The sequence below is a fragment of the Streptomyces sp. NPDC046881 genome (genome assembly GCF_040645015.1).
Lineage (GTDB): Bacteria > Actinomycetota > Actinomycetes > Streptomycetales > Streptomycetaceae > Streptomyces.
Genome location: NZ_JBEYXJ010000026.1, coordinates 63,684 through 83,515 on the forward strand (window position 1 = coordinate 63,684; position 19,832 = coordinate 83,515).

Annotated in this window: 14 protein-coding genes; 11 read left to right on the top strand and 3 right to left on the bottom strand. The window is 72.9% G+C overall.

Features of this window, described 5'->3' with window-relative positions; all coding sequences use genetic code 11:
- Positions 1-136 precede the first annotated feature (136 nt).
- Together ABZ923_RS15635 and ABZ923_RS15640 are read left to right on the top strand one after the other, a co-directional pair.
- Positions 137-3,838 carry a glycosyltransferase gene (locus ABZ923_RS15635; RefSeq protein ID WP_361471217.1) on the top strand — a complete coding sequence of 1,234 codons (3,702 nt, stop codon included), beginning with the start codon at positions 137-139 and terminating at the stop codon, positions 3,836-3,838.
- Positions 3,835-5,340, top strand: a complete 1,506-nt coding sequence (locus ABZ923_RS15640) for a DUF5719 family protein (protein WP_361471218.1) — start codon at positions 3,835-3,837, stop codon at positions 5,338-5,340. The genes ABZ923_RS15635 and ABZ923_RS15640 overlap by 4 nt, the downstream gene beginning before the upstream one ends.
- Before the next feature lie 48 nt (positions 5,341-5,388).
- Here the strand turns inward: ABZ923_RS15640 and ABZ923_RS15645 are convergent, their stop codons facing one another.
- Positions 5,389-5,775 carry a metallopeptidase family protein gene (locus tag ABZ923_RS15645; protein WP_361471220.1) on the bottom strand — a complete coding sequence of 129 codons (387 nt, stop codon included), beginning with the start codon at positions 5,773-5,775 and terminating at the stop codon, positions 5,389-5,391.
- 349 nt (positions 5,776-6,124) lie between these two features.
- Between ABZ923_RS15645 and ABZ923_RS15650 the strand changes: the two genes are divergently transcribed.
- From ABZ923_RS15650 to ABZ923_RS15675, 6 genes are all read left to right on the top strand, one after another.
- A complete protein-coding gene (locus ABZ923_RS15650; RefSeq protein WP_361471221.1) occupies positions 6,125-6,550 on the top strand; it encodes a DUF3499 domain-containing protein in 426 nt (141 codons plus the stop codon).
- A gap of 170 nt (positions 6,551-6,720) precedes the next feature.
- Entirely contained in the window at positions 6,721-8,085 is a 1,365-nt protein-coding gene (locus ABZ923_RS15655; RefSeq protein WP_361471223.1) for a phosphomannomutase/phosphoglucomutase, read from the top strand.
- 78 nt (positions 8,086-8,163) lie between these two features.
- The gene (locus ABZ923_RS15660) at positions 8,164-8,334 is read left to right on the top strand and encodes a Trm112 family protein (RefSeq protein ID WP_189983189.1); all 171 of its coding nucleotides are present in this window, start codon (positions 8,164-8,166) and stop codon (positions 8,332-8,334) included.
- A 56-nt stretch (positions 8,335-8,390) separates the two neighbouring features.
- A complete protein-coding gene (locus ABZ923_RS15665) occupies positions 8,391-9,518 on the top strand; it encodes an SIS domain-containing protein (RefSeq protein ID WP_361471225.1) in 1,128 nt (375 codons plus the stop codon).
- A gap of 115 nt (positions 9,519-9,633) precedes the next feature.
- Complete coding sequence (manA, locus tag ABZ923_RS15670; RefSeq protein WP_361471227.1) at positions 9,634-10,785, top strand: mannose-6-phosphate isomerase, class I; 1,152 nt, start codon at positions 9,634-9,636, stop codon at positions 10,783-10,785.
- Positions 10,786-10,952: 167 nt separating this feature from the next.
- The gene (locus ABZ923_RS15675; RefSeq protein ID WP_361471228.1) at positions 10,953-11,933 is read left to right on the top strand and encodes a cation diffusion facilitator family transporter; all 981 of its coding nucleotides are present in this window, start codon (positions 10,953-10,955) and stop codon (positions 11,931-11,933) included.
- A 274-nt stretch (positions 11,934-12,207) separates the two neighbouring features.
- On the opposite strand, the gene ABZ923_RS15680 is transcribed toward ABZ923_RS15675, so the two are convergent.
- Positions 12,208-14,292, bottom strand: a complete 2,085-nt coding sequence (locus tag ABZ923_RS15680; protein WP_361471245.1) for a fructose-specific PTS transporter subunit EIIC — start codon at positions 14,290-14,292, stop codon at positions 12,208-12,210.
- A gap of 455 nt (positions 14,293-14,747) precedes the next feature.
- Here ABZ923_RS15680 and ahcY point away from each other — a divergent pair, with 455 nt between their 5' ends.
- A complete protein-coding gene (gene ahcY / locus ABZ923_RS15685; protein ID WP_361471230.1) occupies positions 14,748-16,205 on the top strand; it encodes an adenosylhomocysteinase in 1,458 nt (485 codons plus the stop codon).
- Between the two features lie 171 nt (positions 16,206-16,376).
- On the top strand, positions 16,377-16,991 hold the full coding sequence (locus ABZ923_RS15690; protein WP_361471231.1) for a hypothetical protein: 615 nt from the start codon (positions 16,377-16,379) through the stop codon (positions 16,989-16,991).
- A 43-nt stretch (positions 16,992-17,034) separates the two neighbouring features.
- Here ABZ923_RS15690 and ABZ923_RS15695 read toward each other — a convergent pair whose 3' ends face one another.
- The gene (locus tag ABZ923_RS15695; RefSeq protein WP_361471233.1) at positions 17,035-18,075 is read right to left on the bottom strand and encodes an RDD family protein; all 1,041 of its coding nucleotides are present in this window, start codon (positions 18,073-18,075) and stop codon (positions 17,035-17,037) included.
- A 143-nt stretch (positions 18,076-18,218) separates the two neighbouring features.
- Between ABZ923_RS15695 and ABZ923_RS15700 the strand changes: the two genes are divergently transcribed.
- Positions 18,219-19,226 (top strand): stage II sporulation protein M, encoded by a 1,008-nt coding sequence (locus tag ABZ923_RS15700; protein ID WP_361471235.1) that lies wholly within the window; start codon positions 18,219-18,221, stop codon positions 19,224-19,226.
- Positions 19,227-19,832: the final 606 nt, after the last annotated feature.

A 19,832-nucleotide genomic window follows, 5' to 3' on the forward strand; every position in this document is an offset into this window, starting at 1 on the left:
GGTTGTCCACAGGGGGCGGGCCGTCGTCATGGCCAGCCGATAGTGTGGTCGCTCGTCCGAGACGCCCCGCTGTCCCCTCGTCCCCGAGAAGACGCGGGCGTCCACCGCAGTCCATCGAACCGGGGCCCGCACCTCGATGTCCGTGCACAGCCATACGGCCGCCCGAACCGGCGCCGCCACCGCTGGGTTTGACCCGACCCGTCCGCCCGAGTTCCCGCGTCATGTGGTGACCGCGGTCCTCGTCTCCCACGACGGCGCCCGCTGGCTGCCCGACGCGCTCGCCGGGCTGCTCGGCCAGGAGCGTCCCGTCCAGTACGCGGTGGCCGCCGACACCGGCAGCGCGGACGACTCCGCCCGGCTGCTCACCGACGCCCTCGGCGACGCCCAGGTGCTGCACCTCGCCCGCCGCACCGGCTTCGGCCAGGCCGTGGAGGAGGCGAGCCGCACCGCACCCGTCCTCACCCCCGAGGACCTGCCGTACCTCAAGCGCCCCAGCGGCTGGGACCCGGTCACGCGCTCGTGGCGCGACGACGCCTACGACCTGCCCGAACTGCCGCACGGCGAGCCCGTCCACTGGCTGTGGCTGCTGCACGACGACTGCGCGCCCGAACCCGACGCCCTCGCCCAGCTGCTGCGGGTCGTCGACAACGAACTCGAACTCGGCCGCGACGACGTCGCGGTCGTCGGCCCCAAGCTGCGCGGCTGGTACGACCGCCGCCAGCTGCTGGAGGTCGGCGTTTCCATCGCCAACTCCGGCCGCCGCTGGACCGGCCTGGACCGCCGCGAACAGGACCAGGGCCAGCACGACCACGTCCGCACCGTGCTGTCCGTGTCCACCGCCGGCATGCTCGTCCGCCGCGACGTCTTCGAACAGCTCGGCGGCTTCGACCGCCGGCTGCCCCTCATGCGCGACGACGTCGACCTGTGCTGGCGCGCCCACACCGCCGGCCACCGCGTCCTGATCGCCCCCGACGCGGTCGTCCGGCACGCCGAGGCCGCCTCCCGCGAGCGCCGCACGGTCGACTGCGCCGGCCGCACCACCGCCTCCCCGCACAAGGTCGACAAGGCCGGCGCCGTCTACACCCTGCTCGTCAACACCCGTACGGCCGCGCTGCCCTGGGTGCTGCTGCGGCTCGTCCTCGGCACCGTCCTGCGCACCCTCGCCTACCTCGTCGGCAAGGTCCCCGGCCAGGCCGTCGACGAGATCCGCGGCCTGCTGAGCACCCTGCTGCGGCCCGAGCGGATCCTCGCCGCCCGGCGCCGCCGCGGCCCCGCCCGGATCGACAAGGGCGAACTGCGCCAGCTCTTCCCGCCGCCCGGCGCCACCGTCCGGGCCACCGTCGAACAGATCGCGGGCAGCTTCACCAGCGGCACCGACGCCGACACCTCCTCGGCCGGCCGGCACGGCGGCGCCGTGGAGTCCGGGCCCGGCGGCGACGACGCCGAGTTCCTCGAGGTCGAGCAGTTCGCCCGGCTCAAGCGCATCGCCCGCCGGCCCGGCCCGGTGCTCTTCCTCGCGCTGCTGCTCATCTCCTTCGTCGCCTGCCGCGCCCTGCTCGGCGGCGGCGCCCTCGCCGGCGGCGCCCTGCTGCCCGCCCCGGCCGGCGCCGGCGACCTGTGGTCCCGCTACCTGGACGCCTGGCACCCGGTGGGCGCCGGCGGCACCCCGTCCGCACCGCCCTACCTGGCGATCGTCGCGACCCTCGCCTCGATCCTGTTCGGCTCCACCGGACTCGCCGTCACCGTCCTGCTGGTCGGCTCGGTGCCGCTCGCCGGATGCACCGCCTACTTCGCCTCCCGGCCCCTGGTCACCTCCCGGCTGCTGCGCGCGTGGGCGGCCATCGCCTACGCCTTCCTGCCCGCCACCACCGGCGCCCTGGCCGGCGGCCGCATCGGCACCGCCGTCCTCGCCGTGCTGCTGCCGCTCATCGCGCGCGCGGGCGTCGCCGCGAGCGGCCTGGCCCACCGCGGCGGCACGCGCGGCAGCTGGCGCGCCACCTGGGCGTACGCGCTGCTGCTGACCATCACCACCGCCTTCACCCCGATCGTCTGGCCCATCGCGCTGGTCCTCGGCCTCGGCGTGCTGGTGCTGCGCCGCGGCGACCTCGTCGCCCACGGCCTGCGCTTCCTCGTCCAGCTCGGCACCCCGCTGCTCATCCTGGCCCCCTGGTCGCTGACCCTCCTGCCGACCGGCTTCTTCCAGGAGGCCGGCCTGGAGTACGGTCCCTCGGCCGCCTCCGCCCTCGACCTGCTCGGCGCCGCCCCCGGCGGCCCCGGCACCGTGGACGGCCTGATGCTGATCGGCATCGTGCTCGCCGCACTCGCGGCCCTGCTCCGCTCCGAGCGGCAGCTCGGCATCCGCACCGCGTGGGCCGCCGCCCTGGTCGGCCTCGTCTTCGCGGTCCTGTCCAACAAGTCCGCCTGGGCCGGACCGGCCACCCTCGTCTACGGCCTCGCCCTGCTGGCCGCCGCCGCCCTCGGCGCCGACGGCGCACGCGCGCGCGTGGCCGAGCAGAGCTTCGGCTGGCGCCAGCCCGTCGCCGCCCTGATCGCCTTCGCCTCGGCCGCCGGCCCGCTGCTCGTCGCCGCCGGCTGGATGATCGGCGGGGCCGACGGCCCCCTGGAGCGCCGCGACCCCGCCCAGGTGCCCGCGTTCGTCGCCGAGGACTCCTCCGGCGGCGACCAGGCCCGCACCCTGGTCCTGGACAGCGAATCCGCCGCGCGCGTGCGCTACACCCTGGTCCGCGGCTCCGGCGCCCGCATGGGCGACGCCGAAATCGCCGCCGCGGACGGGGAGAACGCCCGACTGGACAAGGTCGTCGCCAACCTCGTCGCCGGCTCGGGCGCCGACCAGGCCGACGAACTCGGCGGCTTCGCCGTGCGCTACGTCCTCGTCCACAAGGGCGCGCCCCGCGACATCACCCGGATCCTCGACGCCACCCCCGGCCTGTCCCGGCTCAGCCAGCAGAACGGCAACGCCCTGTGGCGCGTCGACCAGGACGTCGCCCGCGCGGCCATCGTGCCCGCCTCCGGCTCGGGCAGGGCCCAGCCCGTCACCGCGGGACCGGTCGAGATCCACACCACCGTCCCCGCCGGCTCCGGCAGCCGCGTCCTGCGTCTCGCCGACAGTGCCGCCGACGGCTGGACGGCCACCCTCGACGGCACACCGCTCACCCGCACCACCGTCGACGGCTGGGCCCAGGGCTTCCGACTGCCCTCCGCCGGAGGCAGGCTGGACGTCACCTACGACGCCCCGATCGCCCACAGCGCCTGGCTCTGGGCGCAGGGCGCGCTCGCCGTCGTCCTGGTCGTCCTCGCCCTGCCCGGCCGCCGCCGCGACGTCGACGACGACCTGCCCGAGGAGCAGCCCCTGCCCGCCCAGGCCACCGCCGGCGAGGGCCGCCGCGCCCGCCGTCTGCGCGCGCAGGCCGAGGAGGCCGCCGCCGAGGACGCCTCCGCCGAGGACGCCTCCGCCGGGGGTCTCCCCGCCGCACCTCCGCAGCCCCCGGCCGCCGTACCGCACCAGCAGGCGTACGACGAGTGGGACCCGGCCACCTACGGGGACTCCGGGAACTCCGGATACGCCGGGTACGGCGCGGACCCGTACCAGACCACGACCGGTTACGACCAGCAGGCGTACCAGCAGCCCGACCCCTACCAGACGGCTCCCTACGACCCGTACGCCTACAACGGCACCGCCGACCAGATGCCGTACGACCCGACGGCCTACCAGCAGCAGGGCTACGACCCGGCGTACGACCCCGCCCAGCAGGGCTACGACCCGGCCCAGCACCCCCACGGCACCGGCAGCCAGCGCCCCGACGGGAGCCAGCAGTGAACCGCACCACCCTGTCCCTGATCGCCGGTACGACCGCGCTGGCCGCCGTCACCGCATTCGCCGCGTTCGACCCGCCGGCCGCGTCCGGTGCGGCCGCCCCCGGGGCAGCCGCCCAACTCCCCGTGGAGCGCACCGGTCTGCTGTGCCCGGCGCCGAGCATGTCGGACATCGCCGACACGGCGTACACGTCGTTCACGCCCGTCACCAAGGGCGCCGCCGGCAGCGGTACGGCGCAACTCCAGCCGGCCACCGGGCAGTCGGCGGACGGCACGGCAGGCGGCAAGGGCGGCAAGGGCGCCGGGAAGAAGGCCGACGAGCCGGTACTCGCCCCGAAGGCACCGGGCACGCCGGCCACCGGCGAGACCTCCGGCGCCGAGACGCCCGCGCTGATCGGCACCGCGGACGGCAGGTTCGCGCCCGGCTGGACGGTCCAGGAGACCACCGAGGTCGCCGCCGGCACCGGGCGGGGCCTGCTGGGCGTCAACTGCACCGGAGCGGACACCGAGTTCTGGTTCCCCGGCGCCGGCACGGCCACCGGTCGCACCGACTACGTCCACTTGACCAACCCCGACGACTCCGCCGCCGTGGTCGACGTCGAGCTGTACGGCAAGGACGGCGCGATCAAGTCCCCGCTGGGCGAGAACCTCACGGTCAAGCCGCACGCGAGCGAGCCGATCCTGCTGTCCACGCTCACCGACGAGCGGCAGCCCGACGTGACCGTGCACGTCACCGTGCGCAGCGGCCGGGTCGGTGCGGCCGTGCAGGCCCTGGACGACAAGGCGGGCGGCGACTGGCTGGCCGCCGCCGACCCGGCGGGCAGCCTGGTCCTGCCCGGCATCCCGAAGGACGCCACCGACGTCCGCCTGATCGCGTTCACGCCCGGCGACGACGACGCCGACCTGAAGATCCGCCTGGCCTCGCCCGACGGCCTGATCACCCCGGCCGGGAACGAGACCGTGCACGTGAAGTCCGGCATGACGACGACGGTCGACCTCGGCGACGTCACGCGCGGCGAGGCCGGCTCCCTGGTCCTCACCCCCACCGACCGGACGGTCCCGGTCGTGGCGGCCCTCCAGGTCGTCCGGGGCAAGGGCGACAAGCGGGAAACGGCCTTCATCCCGGCCACCGCCGCCGTCGGCACGCGCGCGACCTCCGCCGACAACAGCGCCAAGGGCACGACGCTCGCCCTGACCGCCCCCGACGGCACGGCCACGGTCAAGGTCACCGCCTCCGCCGGCAGCGAGGGCGGCACCCCGGCGACCAAGACGTTCACGATCAAGTCCGGTACGACCCAGAACGTCGACGCCCCGGCGCCGGCCGGCCTGAAGGGCACGTACGCCCTCACGGTCGAACCTCTCTCCGGCGGCCCGGTCTACGCCTCCCGCACCCTCGCCGCCACCGAGGGAGGCGTGCCCGCCTTCACCATCCAGACCCTCCCGAACGACCACGGCACGGTCGCGGTCCCCCGGACGAAGGAGGACCTGTCGGTCCTGCAGAGGTAGGAACCCGCAGGCGGCACCCCGTGCCGCCTGCGCCGGAGGGAAGCGCGCCTAATCCTCCCCGTACCGGGGATCCACCGTCTCCGGCGTCAGCCCGAGCAGCTCCGCCACCTGCTCCACGACCACCTCGTGCACCAACGCGGCCCGCTCGTCCCGCCCCTTGGTCCGGATCTCCACCGGCCGCCGGTACACGACCACCCGCGCCCGCCGGCCGTCCCGCGCGGGGATGGTCCCGCCGAGCGGCACGGCGTCGTCCGTCCACGCCACCTGATCCCCCCGCCCCTCCAGCCGGGGCACCTCCCGGACCAGGAAGTCGATGTCGGCCAGCTGCGGCCACCGCCGCTCGAGACGCTCCACGGAGTCCTGCACGAGGTCCGCGAACACCTCGGCCCGGCTCGCGGCCAGCGGCACCTGCGGCGGGGCGATCGGCCCCCGCATGCCCCGCCCGTGGCGGTCACGGCGACGGGGCCCGGGGCCGGCGGCACGGGGCGGTACACGGTTGTCCATCACCGATGAAGCGTAGTCCCCGCACCCTCCGCACGTCCGGCTCCACGCGGCAACCGGCCCACACCCCCCATGTCGCAGGATGACCATTCCAGCCAAGGTCTGGCTCGTTTCCGTAGCTCTCCAAGACCACCGACTCAAGCCAATTGACGGTGTTTGTACCGACTCATGACCGGACACTGTCCCGCACGGCACCCGCCGCGAACCCGTCCGCGCAGGTCAACAGCCCCTGTCTGAAGGGGTATGTGGGGCGTCTCACAGCACGACACGGTGGAGTGACCTGGTGGAGAGTCGTCGCGGCCCGCTCAAGAGTGCGGTACCGTCCAACCTCGTGAGCCCTGTACGTCGCTGTTCGCGCACCGCCTGCGGCCGACCCGCCGTCGCGACGCTGACGTACGTCTACGCCGACTCGACCGCGGTCCTCGGCCCGCTCGCCACCTACGCCGAACCCCACTGCTACGACCTGTGCGCCGAGCACTCCGAGCGCCTCACCGCCCCGCGCGGCTGGGAGGTCGTACGACTCCTGGACGCCTCCGCGCCCGCGCGGCCCAGCGGAGACGACCTGGAAGCGCTTGCCAACGCCGTGCGCGAGGCGGCCCGCCCCCAGGAGCGCGCGGCCCAGGCGGGCGGCGGCGGTACCCGCGGCGCGGACCCCATGGAGGTCGCCCGCCGCGGCCACCTGAGGGTGCTGCGCTCCCCGGACAACTGAGCGCCCCGCCCGAGCACGCCACCCCACGCCACCCCCGTCGGTGTGACGGTCCGGCCCGTCCGGGCGTCACGGATGGGGGTTCACCGGGTGTCCATCCGGTGTCCGCACACCGCTCCCTTACCCCCGGCGGGTAGTTTGTGGGCACCCATAGGACTTCAGGAGGGTTGGCCGTGACTGCTGATCTGTCGCAGATCGTGAAGGCGTACGACGTGCGCGGAGTGGTCCCGGACCAGTGGGACGAGGCACTGGCCGGACTCTTCGGCGCCGCCTTCGCGGAGGTGACCGGAGCGGCGGCCGTCGTCGTCGGCCACGACATGCGGCCCTCGTCCCCCGGCCTCTCCCGCGCCTTCGCCCGCGGCGCGGCGGACCGCGGAGTGGACGTCACCGAGATCGGCCTGTGCTCCACGGACCAGCTGTACTACGCCTCCGGCGCGCTGGACCTGCCGGGCGCGATGTTCACGGCCTCCCACAACCCGGCCCAGTACAACGGCATCAAGCTGTGCCGCGCGGGCGCCGCCCCCGTCGGCCAGGACACGGGCCTCGCGCAGATCCGTGAGCTGGCCGAGCGCTGGCTGGCCGAGGGCGCCCCGGAACCCGTGGACCGGCCGGGAACCCTCTCCTCGCGCGAGACGTTGGAGGACTACGCGGCGCACCTGCGCTCCCTCGTCGACCTGACCTCCATCCGCCCCCTGAAGGTCGTGGTCGACGCCGGCAACGGCATGGGCGGGCACACGGTCCCCTCGGTCTTCGCCGGCCTGCCCCTGACCCTCGTCCCGATGTACTTCGAACTGGACGGCACCTTCCCCAACCACGAGGCCAACCCGCTCGACCCGGCCAACCTCGTGGACCTGCAGAAGCGGGTCCCGGCGGAGGGCGCCGACCTCGGCATCGCCTTCGACGGCGACGCCGACCGCTGCTTCGTCGTGGACGAGAAGGGCGACCCGGTCTCCCCGTCCGCGATCACCGCCCTGGTCGCCGCCCGCGAACTGGCCCGCAACGGCGGCAAGGGCACGGTCATCCACAACCTGATCACCTCCCGCACGGTCCCGGAGGTCGTCCGGGAGAACGGCGGCACCCCGGCCCGCACCCGGGTCGGTCACTCCTTCATCAAGGCCGAGATGGCCCGCACCGGCGCCATCTTCGGCGGCGAGCACTCGGCCCACTACTACTTCAAGGACTTCTGGAACGCCGACACGGGCATGCTGGCCGCCCTGCACGTCCTCGCGGCCCTCGGCGGCCAGGAGGCCCCGCTGTCCGCCCTGGTCGCCCAGTACGACCGCTACACCGGCTCCGGCGAGATCAACTCCACCGTCGCCGACCAGGCCGGCCGCCTGGCCGCGATCCGCGCCGCGTACGAGGGCCGCGCCGACGTCACCCTGGACGACCTCGACGGCCTCACGATCGCCGGGGCCGACTGGTGGTTCAACGTCCGCCCGTCCAACACCGAACCGCTCCTCCGCCTGAACGCCGAGGCCAAGGACGAGGTCACGATGGCGAAGATCCGTGACGAGGCACTGGCGATCATCAGGGGCTGAGCCGCCTGCCCATCAGCGGTACGCTGACCAGGCATATCCACAGACATCACACACACCCGCCCCCCGAAGGGACACCCCATGGCGCTCGAAGCCGGCCTCCTGGAGATCCTCGCCTGCCCGGCCTGCCACGCCCCCCTGAAGGAGCAGGACACCGAGCTGATCTGCACGGGACAGGACTGCGGTCTCGCCTACCCGGTCCGCGACGGCATCCCCGTCCTGCTGGTCGACGAGGCCCGCCGCCCCGAGTGACCAGGCCCCGCAGCTCGTAGGACCCCAGGATCCCCGGCGACCGGAGGCTGCCGCCCATGCTGGACGAATCGCTGCTCGACACCCCGGAAGGCCTCGCCGAGGCCGACCACCGCGGTCTGCTGCGCGGCGCGGCCGAGGCGGGCGCCCGCGTCCGCACCGCCGCCCGGCACGCCGCCGAGGCCGGCATCGGTGAGCTCAAGCCGGACGGCCGCCCCCGCGCGGTCCTCATCGCGGGCCCCGGCGCCGCCGCCACCCACACCGCCGACCTCCTCGGCACGCTGGCCGGTGCCGGCAGCCCCGTCGTCCGGCTGGCCCCCACCGGCGTCGCCCCGGCCGCGGGCGCCCTGCGCTGGGAGCTCCCGGGCTGGGCCGGTTCCGTGGACCTGCTGCTGATCGCCACCCCGGACGGCACCGAACCGAGCCTTTCCCTCCTCACCGACCAGGCCTACCGCCGCGGCTGCTCGGTCGTCGCCGTGGCCCCGTCGCACACTCCGCTCGCCGAGGCCGTCGCCGGCGCGCACGGCCTGTTCGTGCCCATGGCGACGGCACCGTACGACCAGGAGGAACCGCTCGCCGCGTCCTCCCCGGGCGTCTTCTGGGCGCTGCTGACCCCGCTGCTGGCGCTGCTGGACCGGATCGGCCTGATCGCCGCCCCGCCGGACGCCCTGGAGAAGGCCGCCGACCGCCTGGACCACATCGCCGAGCGCTGCGGACCCGCCATCGCGACCTACAGCAACCCCGCCAAGACCCTCGCCGCCGAACTGGCCGACGCCCTGCCCGTGGTGTGGACGGAGGGCGCCTCGGCCGGCCCGGCGGGCCGCCGGTTCGCCGCCGCCCTCGCCGAACTCGCCGGCCGCCCCGCCCTGGTCGCCGAACTGCCCGAGGCGCTCGCCGCGCACAACGCCCTGCTGGCCGGCCCGCTCGCCGCCAGCGCCGACCCGGACGACTTCTTCCGCGACCGCGTGGAGGAACCGCCCGCGCTGCACGCGCGCGTGGTGCTGCTGCGCGACCGCCCGATCGGCGGCCTCACCGCCGCCCCCGCCGCCCGTGACGTGGCCCTCAGCCACGACACGCCGATCAGCGAACTCGAACCGGAGGAGGGCGGCGAACTGGAGAACCTCGCGGAACTGATCGCCGTCACGGATTTCGCCGCCGTTTACCTGGCGCTCGCTTCGAGGGCCTGATCTGGCTCCTGGCCGACCGCCCGCGCCCGCCGACGGGACGACACGCCCCGCCGGCGGCGCGAGAAGAAGCGACAGCGCCGGCTGGGCAGCGCACGTACGGAGACAGAGAAGACACATGGACCGCCTCGACAACACCATCCGCCCCTACGCCTGGGGTTCCGCCACCGCCATCCCGCACCTCCTCGGCGTCGAGCCGACCGGCGAGCCCCAGGCGGAGATGTGGATGGGCGCGCACCCCGGCGCCCCCTCGCGCACCGCGCGCGGGACCCTCGTCGAGGTCATCGAGGCCGACCCGGAGCGGGAACTCGGCGCCCGCGCGGTCGCCAGGTTCGGCCCGCGCCTGCCGTTCCTGCTCAAGATCCTCGCCGCCGGCGCGCCCCTGTCCCTCCAGGTGCACCCCGACCTGAAGCAGGCCGAGGAGGGGTACGCCGACGAGGAGCGGCGCGGTATCCCGGTCGACGCCCCGCACCGCAACTACAAGGACGCCAACCACAAGCCCGAACTGGTCTGCGCGCTCACCGAGTTCGACGGCCTGTGCGGCTTCCGCGACCCGGTCGGGGCCGCCGACCTGCTCGACGGGCTCGGCGTCGACTCCCTCAAGCCGTACGTCGACCTGCTGCACGCCCACCCCGAGGACGCGGCCCTGCGCGAGGTGCTCACCGCGATCCTCAGCGCCGATCCGCAGGAGATGGCGCACACGGTCGCCGAGGCCACCGCCGCCTGCACCCGCCTCGGCGGCGCCTACGCCCCCTACGCCGACATCGCCCACCACTACCCGGGCGACCCCGGCGTCCTCGCGGCCATGCTGCTCAACCACGTCCGCCTCCAGCCCGGCGAGGCCCTGTTCCTCGGCGCCGGCATCCCGCACGCCTACCTGAACGGCCTGGGCGTCGAGATCATGGCCAACTCCGACAACGTCCTGCGCTGCGGCCTGACCCCGAAGCACGTTGACGTCCCCGAACTCCTGCGGATCGTCCGCTTCGAGCCGGCCGACCCGGGCGTGCTGCGCCCCGAGGCCTCCCCGGAGGGCGAGGAGGTCTACGAGACGCCGATCGACGAGTTCCGGCTCTCCCGGTACGTCCTGCCCGAGGGCGGCAGCGCCCACGACCTCACCCGGGACACCCCGCAGATCCTGCTCTGCACGGCCGGCACCGTCCGCGCGGGCGAACACGACCTGCACCCGGGCCAGTCGGTCTTCGTCCCGGCCGGCGAGCGGGCGGAGATCTCGGGCGCGGGCACGGTCTTCCGCGCCACTGTGATCGTATGACCAGGGCTGTGGACGGTCTGCGGATCATATGACCGGGGTTGTGGACACCTGACGCGGTGCTGCCCGGCCGGGCTGCAAGAATGGCCCACCGGCAAAGGCCGGGCAAAACCGGGCACACGCCTGGACGGAGCTACGAGGCGACAGAGGCGAAGGGACAACGCGAACACATGAGCGCGTCAGGCGGTACCAAGGCGATCGTGGCGGCACTCGGCGCCAATCTCGCGATCGCGGCATCGAAGTTCGTGGCGTTCGCGTTCAGCGGGTCCTCCTCGATGCTCGCCGAGGGCGTCCACTCCCTCGCCGACTCCGGCAACCAGTTCCTGCTGCTCGTCGGCGGCAAGAGGGCACAGCGCGAGGCCACCCCGCAGCACCCCTTCGGCTACGGGCGGGAGCGGTTCATCTACGCCTTCCTCGTGTCGATCGTGCTCTTCTCCATCGGCGGCATGTTCGCGATCTACGAGGGCTACGAGAAGATCCGCCACCCGCACGAGCTGGAGAACTGGTACTGGCCGGTCGGCGTCCTCGTCTTCGCGATCATCGCCGAGGGCTTCTCGTTCCGGACGGCCATAAAGGAGTCCAACGAACTGCGCGGCAAGCTCTCCTGGGCCCAGTTCATCCGCCGCGCCAAGGCGCCCGAGCTGCCCGTCGTCCTGCTGGAGGACTTCGGCGCGCTCATCGGTCTGGTCCTCGCCCTCGGCGGCGTCGGCCTGGCCCTGCTCACCGGCGACGGCGTCTGGGACGGCATCGGCACCGTCTGCATCGGTGTCCTGCTCGTCCTGATCGCCCTGGTCCTGGCCGCCGAGACCAAGTCGCTGCTGCTGGGCGAGGCCGCCGGCCTGGAAGACGTCAAGAAGATCGAGGCCGCGATCGTCGACGGCCGCACGGTCACCGGCATCATCCACATGCGCACGCTGCACCTCGGCCCCGAGGAGCTGCTGATCGCCGCCAAGATCGCCGTGCAGCACGACGACACGGCCGCCGAGGTCGCGAGCGCCATCAACGCCGCCGAGGCCCGCATCCGCGCCGCCGTCCCCATCGCCCGCGTCATCTACCTGGAGCCGGACATCTACAGCGAGGCCGAGGCCGCCAAGGGCCCGGACCCGGCGGCGACCCCGGGCGGTCCGGCCCCGCACCCCGCCGGGCACTGACCGGCACCGCTCCCGTGGGACGAGCCGTCAGCTCCGGGCAGGCTGCGCCGGCCAGGGCGCCGACGGCTCCGGCGGCGCCTTCGGCCGCCGCACCACCACCGCCGGGCGGGCCCACGCGGGCCCGGGCCCCAGCTCGGGCGGGCTGCGCGTGGGGCCCCGGCGCCTCGGCTCGGGCGGCTTCCTCGTCCGGGGGCGCCTCGTCAGGGGGCGGGTCCTCGTCAGGGCCGGAACCGAGGCCCGTACGCGGAACCCGCCGCCCCTCAGCCGCGCCGGATCACCCGACCTCGGCCAGTACCTCCAGCACCGCCCGCTCGTCCGGCGCGGCGAGCAGCCGCTCCCGGAACCCGGTGTCCATCACCTTGCGGGACAACAGCGCCAGGATCCGCAGGTGCTCGTCGCCCGCGGCGGCCTCCGGTACGGCGATCATGAAGATCAGCCGGGCCTTCGTACCGTCCAGCGAACCCCACTCGACGCCCTCCGCCGACCGCGCGAAGCCGACCACCGGCGCCGTCACCGCGTCCGTCTTGGCGTGCGGTATCGCGATCTCCTCGCCGAGGCCGGTGGTGCCCTGCTCCTCGCGCCGCAGCGCGGTCGCCACCAGCTCGGTCACATCGGCCACCCGGCCGCTGGCCGCCAGCAGCTCCGCCATCTCCCGGATCGCGGCCTCCTTCTCCGACGCCCCGAGCGCCACCCGCACGGTCCGCTCGGTCAGGTGCCCGGACAGCACCTCGGGCACGCTCTCCCCAGCGGCCTGCACCCCGGCGGCCGCACCCCGGGCAACCGGACCCTGCACCGCTGACGCCTCGACGGCGGCGGCCCCGACCGGCGAGAGCTCCTGCCCCGCCTGCCCCGGTACGACTGCCCCGGCACCCCGGGCACCCGCACCCGGGTCCTCCGTACGCCCCCGGCGCCCGCTCACGTCGACCAGGGTCACCGTCGTCAGCGCCGTGACCACCGTGCCGATCGCGACGGCCACGAAGAACATCGGCACCCCGCTCACCGCGCCCAGCAAGGCCACGATCGGCCCGCCGTGCGGCACCGCGTCCTCCACCCCGGCCAGCCCTGCGACCGCGCCGGCCACCGCGCCGCCGAGCATGTTCGCCGGGATGACCTGTGCCGGCCGCGCCGCGGCGAACGGGATGGCGCCCTCCGAGATACCGAAGCAGCCCATGAACAGCGCCGCCAGACCCGTCTCCCGCTCCTGCTCGGTGTACAGCCGACGGCGGACCAGCGTGGCCAGACCCTGGCCGAGCGGCATCACCGGGATCGCGGCCGCGCACATCCCCATCACCGTCTGGTTCCCGCTCGCGATGAGCCCCGCGCCGAACAGGAACGCCGTCTTGTTGACCGGCCCGCCCATGTCGAACGCGATCATCAGTCCCAGGATCGCGCCGAGCAGCACCGCACTGGTCCCGGTCATCCCGCCGAGCCAGCTCGTCAGATGCTCGAACACCCAGGAGATCGGCTTGCCGATGACGTAGATGAAGAACAGCCCGAGCGCCGTCGTCGCCACGATCGGGATCACGATGATCGGCATGATCGGCTGCACGAACCTCGGCACCCGGACCTTCTTGATCCACAGCACCAGATACCCGGCGAGGAACCCGGTCACGATCGCCCCGATGAAACCCGCGCCGGCCTCGGAGTCGTACAGCGCCCCCGTGTTGGCGATCCAGCCGCCGATCATGCCCGGCACCAGCGCGGGCCGGTCGCCGATGGCATAGGCGATGTAGCCGGACAGGATCGGGATCATCAGCTGGAAGCCGATCCCGCCGACCGCGTTGACGTGCGCCCAGAAGGTGCCCTCCGGGATCACGTAGCCCTTGGCCGTGGCATGGCCGCCGAGCGCCAGCGAGACCGCGATCAGCAGCCCGCCGACCACCACGAACGGGATCATGTACGACACGCCGTTCATCAGCGCCTTGTACACCGCTCCCCGCTCCCCGCCGCCGCCCGCGGCGGACGCCACCGGGCCGTCGCCGGCCCCGTCCGCCCGGTGCACGGGCGCCGACCGCACCCGCTCGATCAGCTGCTCGGGGTGGTGGATGCCCTCGGCGACCCCGACCGTGAGCACCCGCTTGCCCACGAAACGGCTCAGGTCGACGTCCTTGTCGGCGGCGACGATCACCCCGTCCGCGTGTCTGACATCGTTGTCATCGAGGACGTTCTCGGCCCCGATGGATCCCTGTGTCTCCACCTTCATCTCGATGCCCCGGCTGGCGGCGGCCTGTGCGAGCTTCTCCGCCGCCATGTAGGTGTGCGCGATGCCGGTCGGGCAGGCGGTCACCGCCAGCAGCCGCAGCGGCTGCCGCCCTTCATCGCGGCCACCCGTGGCGGGCGGCCCGGCCGGACTGGTCACGTCGATCTCCTCACGCTGTCGTCGCACGGGGTGTCGTCCCGGACACCCCGCGAGCGGACCGGAACTCCCGGTCCCCTGCATCCTGCACCACCCCACCTCCGGCCCAAAGACGCAAAAGTCCCTGTTCACACCGGTCTGACGGCACCGATTCCACGGTTTCCGCACAACCACCCGCAGCCGCGCCGGCCTCGCTGCCCGCCCTGAATACGACCCCGCCGATGCCCAGGCGGGCTGGGGCCGACCGGGCCGTCCGGTGTAGCTTGGGACGGAGCCAGACGTCGCTGCTGATGGCGGTCGGGCGGTCCCCAGCGGACCGACCGAGGGAGAGAGGGCCTCCGACGGACTGCGCTGCGCGTACGCGGGCATGCCTGTGTCCTCTTCTCGGGCACCCCTGTGTCCGCCGCCGCGCAGACCAGCCGTACCCACCTCGCCCCAACCCCGAGGAGCAGCTCGCAATGACGACTGTCGAGAACCGACAGGACTTCAAGGTCGCCGACCTCTCGCTGGCCGAGTTCGGCCGCAAGGAGATCACCCTCGCCGAGCACGAGATGCCCGGCCTGATGGCGCTCCGCAAGGAGTACGCCGAGGCCCAGCCCCTCGCCGGCGCCCGCGTCACCGGCTCGCTGCACATGACCGTGCAGACCGCCGTGCTCATCGAGACCCTGGTCGCCCTCGGCGCGCAGGTCCGCTGGGCCTCCTGCAACATCTTCTCCACCCAGGACCACGCGGCCGCCGCCATCGCCGTCGGCCCGAACGGCACGCCCGACAACCCGCAGGGCGTCCCGGTCTTCGCCTGGAAGGGCGAGACCCTGGAGGAGTACTGGTGGTGCACCGAGCAGGCGCTGACCTGGCCGGACAGCCCCACCGGCGGCCCCAACATGATCCTCGACGACGGCGGCGACGCCACCCTCCTCGTCCACAAGGGCGTCGAGTACGAGAAGGCCGGTGAGGTCCCCGTCCTGGAGACCGCCGAGTCCGACGAGCACCGCGTCATCCTCCAGCTGCTGCACCGCACCCTGGGCGAGAACCCCCAGAAGTGGACCCAGCTGGCCTCGGAGATCCGCGGTGTCACCGAGGAGACCACCACCGGTGTCCACCGCCTGTACGAGATGCAGCGCGACGGCTCCCTCCTCTTCCCGGCGATCAACGTCAACGACGCCGTCACCAAGTCGAAGTTCGACAACAAGTACGGCTGCCGCCACTCCCTGGTCGACGGCATCAACCGCGCCACCGACGTCCTGATCGGCGGCAAGACCGCCGTCGTCTGCGGCTACGGCGACGTGGGCAAGGGCTGCGCCGAGTCCCTTCGTGGCCAGGGCGCCCGCGTGATCATCACCGAGATCGACCCGATCTGCGCGCTGCAGGCCGCGATGGACGGCTACCAGGTCACGACCCTCGACGAGGTCATCGACAAGGCCGACATCTTCATCACCACGACCGGCAACAAGGACATCATCATGGCCTCCGACATGGCCAAGATGAAGCACCAGGCCATCGTCGGCAACATCGGCCACTTCGACAACGAGATCGACATGGCCGGCCTCGCGAAGGTCCCCGGCATCGTCAAGGACGAGGTCAAGCCGCAGGTCCACACCTGGACCTTCCCGGACGGCAAGAAGATCATCGTGCTGTCCGAGGGCCGCCTGCTGAACCTGGGCAACGCCACCGGCCACCCGTCGTTCGTGATGTCCAACTCCTTCGCGGACCAGACGCTGGCCCAGATCGAGCTGTTCACCAAGCCCGACGCGTACCCGATCGGCGTCTACGTGCTGCCCAAGCACCTCGACGAGAAGGTCGCCCGCCTCCACCTGGACGCGCTCGGCGTCAAGCTCACCAAGCTGCGCCCGGAGCAGGCCGCGTACATCGGCGTGGAGGTCGACGGCCCGTTCAAGCCGGACCACTACCGCTACTGAGCCGGCGACCCTCCAGCCCGGCCCGCCGGGCGATGCGCCGGTGCACCGACGCATCCCCCGGCAGCAGGTCCTCCGAGGCAGGCCCCCGCACCCCCGTGCCGGGGGCCTGCCCCTTTGGCCCCCCGACCCATGGCTTCCGGCCGGACCAGCCCGTCAAGACCCAGGACCCCCATGCCCCGCGGCCGATATTCGCTCCACGATCCGCACGATCACACCCCCCTCGCGGAAGAACACTTCCAGTGCGCCCCCGGCCCGTCCGGCTGGCGCTACGTCTCGCGGCTGACCGGCCCCGCCGGTGACCACCGCGGCTCGGTCGACCTCGCCCTGGACGACCTCGGCCGTCCCATCCGCCTCGAACTCCACGCGGGCGGCTGGCAGGTGCGCGGCGCCGCCCTCGACGGCGTCACCTGGGTCCGCACCGACTCCACCGGCGCCCATGCCACCGAAGGCAATGTGCGCGCCCACGCCTTCACCGGCACGTCCCCCGCGTTCCTCGTCGCCACTGCCCGGCTCCTGCGCCTCACCCCCTCGTCCGCCGCGACCCGAGTACGCCTCGTGGCCCTCACCGACCCCGTCCTCGCCCCCCGCACCGTGGACCAGTCCTGGGCTCTGGTGAACAGCGAAACACACGCCACTGACAACGGCCCTCTGACCGTGGACGAATACCAGGTCACAGCCCTGGACACAGGCGAACAGCACACCGTCCACATCGCCGGCGACGTGGTCCTCGCCGCACCCGGGATCGAGCTGGAGGACCTGGAGTCACCACCGTCGAGATTCGACTGACCCCGCCCGACCCCGGTCGTGCCGCGCCGGCGAACGCCCCTCGCTACGCCGGCGGCGCGAACCCGGTGGCCGGCCGGTCGGGCCGCGACTCGTCGCCCTGCGGCGCGGGTGAGGGCGCGAGCGGCGCCTGCGGCTGCGACGGCTGGGGGGCGGCGGGCTGGTACGAAGCCGGAGTGTGAGCGGAGAGCCCGGACCGGTACGGAGACAGGTACGGCGTCTGCGACGGGGACTGATACGAGGCCGGCGCCGGGGCCTGGTGGGCAGCCTGCGCCGGATACGAGACGGGCGCACCCGGCTGAGCCACCGGCGGCGCGAAGCCGCCGGACCCCGCACCGCCGTGACCGAACGCGTGCCGGGCCTCACGGGACTGCCGCTCGTGGACCACGGCCGCCAGGAAAACGGCCGGAGGCAGATCCTGCGGCACCGGCGTCCCCGCACGGCCCGCGAGATCGGCCGCCAGCCGCTGTGCCATCTCCTCCGACACCCGTGGATCGAGCTGGTGCACCCGGGTCAGGTACTGCCGGACGGCAAGCCACAGCCCGTCCGGAACGGCCGACAGGTCCAGCCCGGCGAACCGCCCCGCGAGCCACGGCGGCGGAGGCGGGACGAACCCGGCCCGCCCGGCCGGTATCCGCTCGCGCACGACCAGCGTGCCGGCGAACACGTCGCCGAGCCGCCGTCCCCGCGCCGAGACCAGCGACGCGATGCAGGCCACCACCCCGAACGTCATCACGATCTCGACCACTCCGATCGCGCCCCGCACCAGCGCGTGCCGGAACCGGATCGGCCCCCCGTCGTCCCGCACCACCCGGAGCCCGAACGCCAGCTTCCCCAGCGAACGTCCGTGGCTGAGCGTCTCGACGGCTATGGGCCCGCCGACCAGCACCAGCAGAAACGCCGCGATCGACAGCGCCACCTGCGCGGCTTCGTCCAGCGAAGCCGTCGACGCCACCAACACCATGATCACGACCAGGTACACGACCATCGCCACCACCAGGTCGAGCAACACGGCCAGCGCCCTGCTCGGCAGCTTCGCGGGCCGCAGTTCGAGGGCCACCGCCTCGCCCGTCACCAGCTCACTCACGCCCGCCGTCCTTCCCTGGTCCACCCCGTGAACCGCAAGTCTGCCAAGCTGTGAGCGCATCGCGCCCCAGTACGACAAGCTGACAGCAACGACGAGCATCCACGTCGAGCCGTGGACGACCAGCCGAGGAGCAGGCAGACCCGATGGATCTGGACGTCTTCGTCTCCGTACACCGAGCCGAATGGGACCGGCTCGATGCACTGCTCCGCCGCCGGCGCCGGCTCACCGGCACCGAAGCGGACGAACTCGTCGCCCTCTACCAGCGCACCGCCACCCATCTGTCCCTCATCCAGTCCAGCGCACCGGACCCGCAGCTGACGGGACGGCTCAGCCAGCTCGTGGCACGCGCGCGCAGTGCCGTCACCGGCACCCGCCGCGCCTCATGGCGTGACGTGACGCGCTTCCTGAGCCAGGGTTTCCCGGCCGCGGTCTACCGCACCCGCCACTGGTGGGTGCCCACGGCGCTCGTCTCCACCGCCGTCGCCATCCTCCTGGGCTGGTGGATCGGCACCCACCCCGAGGTGCAGTCGACCATCGCGGCGCCCAGCCAGCTGCGCGAGCTGACCCGCCCCGGCGGCGAGTACGAGACCTACTACTCCAGCCATCCCGCGGCCGCCTTCGCCGCCCAGGTGTGGACGAACAACGCCCAGGCGGCGGCGATGTGCCTGGTCCTGGGCGTTTTCCTGGGCCTGCCCGTCCTCTGGATCCTCTTCCAGAACATGCTCAACCTCGGCGTGGGCTTCGGCCTCATGTCCTCGGCCGGCCGCCTCGACACCTTCCTCGGCCTGGTCCTCCCGCACGGCCTGCTCGAACTGACCGCGGTCTTCGTCGCCGCCGGCACGGGCCTGCGCCTCGGCTGGACCCTCATCGATCCCGGCCCGCGCACCCGGCGCGCCGCCCTCGCGGAGGAAGGACGGGCCGCCGTCGGCATGGCGATCGGCCTCGCCCTGGTCCTGTTCGTCTCCGGTGCCATCGAAGGCTTCGTCACCCCTTCCGGCCTGCCCACCTGGGCCCGCATCGGCATAGGGGTCGCGGCCGAGCTGGCGTTTCTGGCGTACGTCTACGTCCTGGGCGGTCGCGCGGCCCGCGCCGGTGAGACCGGTGACCTCGAAGCGGTGGACCGCAGCGCATCCGTGCCCACGGCTGCCTGACCCCGCCGGATGTGCGCTCGACCCTCGTGACCTGCTAGTCTCCTCTTCGCCCCGCGAGAGCCGTTGACACGGAGGGAGTGGGGAGGTAGATTCAAACAGTTGCCTGGAGATGGACAGAACCACCGGGCAGCCGATAGAATCTACTCGCTTCTTCAGAAGTCGTGAACGACATTCCGAGAAGCCATCCGATTACTCAGAAGTGAGCGGCCGGTCAGACCGGCTGAGAAGTTCTGATAAAGTCGGAACCGCCGGAAAGGGAAACGCGAAAGCGAGAACCTGGAAAGCGCCGAGGAAATCGGATCGAGAGAAAAGATCTGATAGAGTCGGAAACGCAAGACCGAAGGGAAGCGCCCGGAGGAAAGCCCGAGAGGGTGAGTACAAAGGAAGCGACCGTTCCTTGAGAACTCAACAGCGTGCCAAAAATCAACGCCAGATATGTTGATACCCCGTCTCCAGCATCTGCTGGGGCGAGGTTCCTTTGAAAAACACAGCGAGGACGCTGTGTGCGAGGGGACTATTCCTCCTCTCGCACCGCTCTCGTGGTGTACACCGGATTACCGGTAAACATTCACGGAGAGTTTGATCCTGGCTCAGGACGAACGCTGG

Bases quoted from the DNA above. Each gene is read 5' to 3' on its own strand.
- ABZ923_RS15700 (WP_361471235.1), top strand. From the start codon at position 18,219: ATGGATCTGGACGTCTTCGTCTCCGTACACCGAGCCGAATGGGACCGG.
- manA (WP_361471227.1), top strand. From the start codon at position 9,634: ATGGACCGCCTCGACAACACCATCCGCCCCTACGCCTGGGGTTCCGCC.
- ABZ923_RS15635 (WP_361471217.1), top strand. From the start codon at position 137: ATGTCCGTGCACAGCCATACGGCCGCCCGAACCGGCGCCGCCACCGCT.
- ABZ923_RS15660 (WP_189983189.1), top strand. From the start codon at position 8,164: ATGGCGCTCGAAGCCGGCCTCCTGGAGATCCTCGCCTGCCCGGCCTGC.
- ahcY (WP_361471230.1), top strand. From the start codon at position 14,748: ATGACGACTGTCGAGAACCGACAGGACTTCAAGGTCGCCGACCTCTCG.
- ABZ923_RS15675 (WP_361471228.1), top strand. From the start codon at position 10,953: ATGAGCGCGTCAGGCGGTACCAAGGCGATCGTGGCGGCACTCGGCGCC.
- ABZ923_RS15690 (WP_361471231.1), top strand. From the start codon at position 16,377: ATGCCCCGCGGCCGATATTCGCTCCACGATCCGCACGATCACACCCCC.
- ABZ923_RS15645 (WP_361471220.1), bottom strand. From the start codon at position 5,775: ATGCGGGGGCCGATCGCCCCGCCGCAGGTGCCGCTGGCCGCGAGCCGG.
- ABZ923_RS15665 (WP_361471225.1), top strand. From the start codon at position 8,391: ATGCTGGACGAATCGCTGCTCGACACCCCGGAAGGCCTCGCCGAGGCC.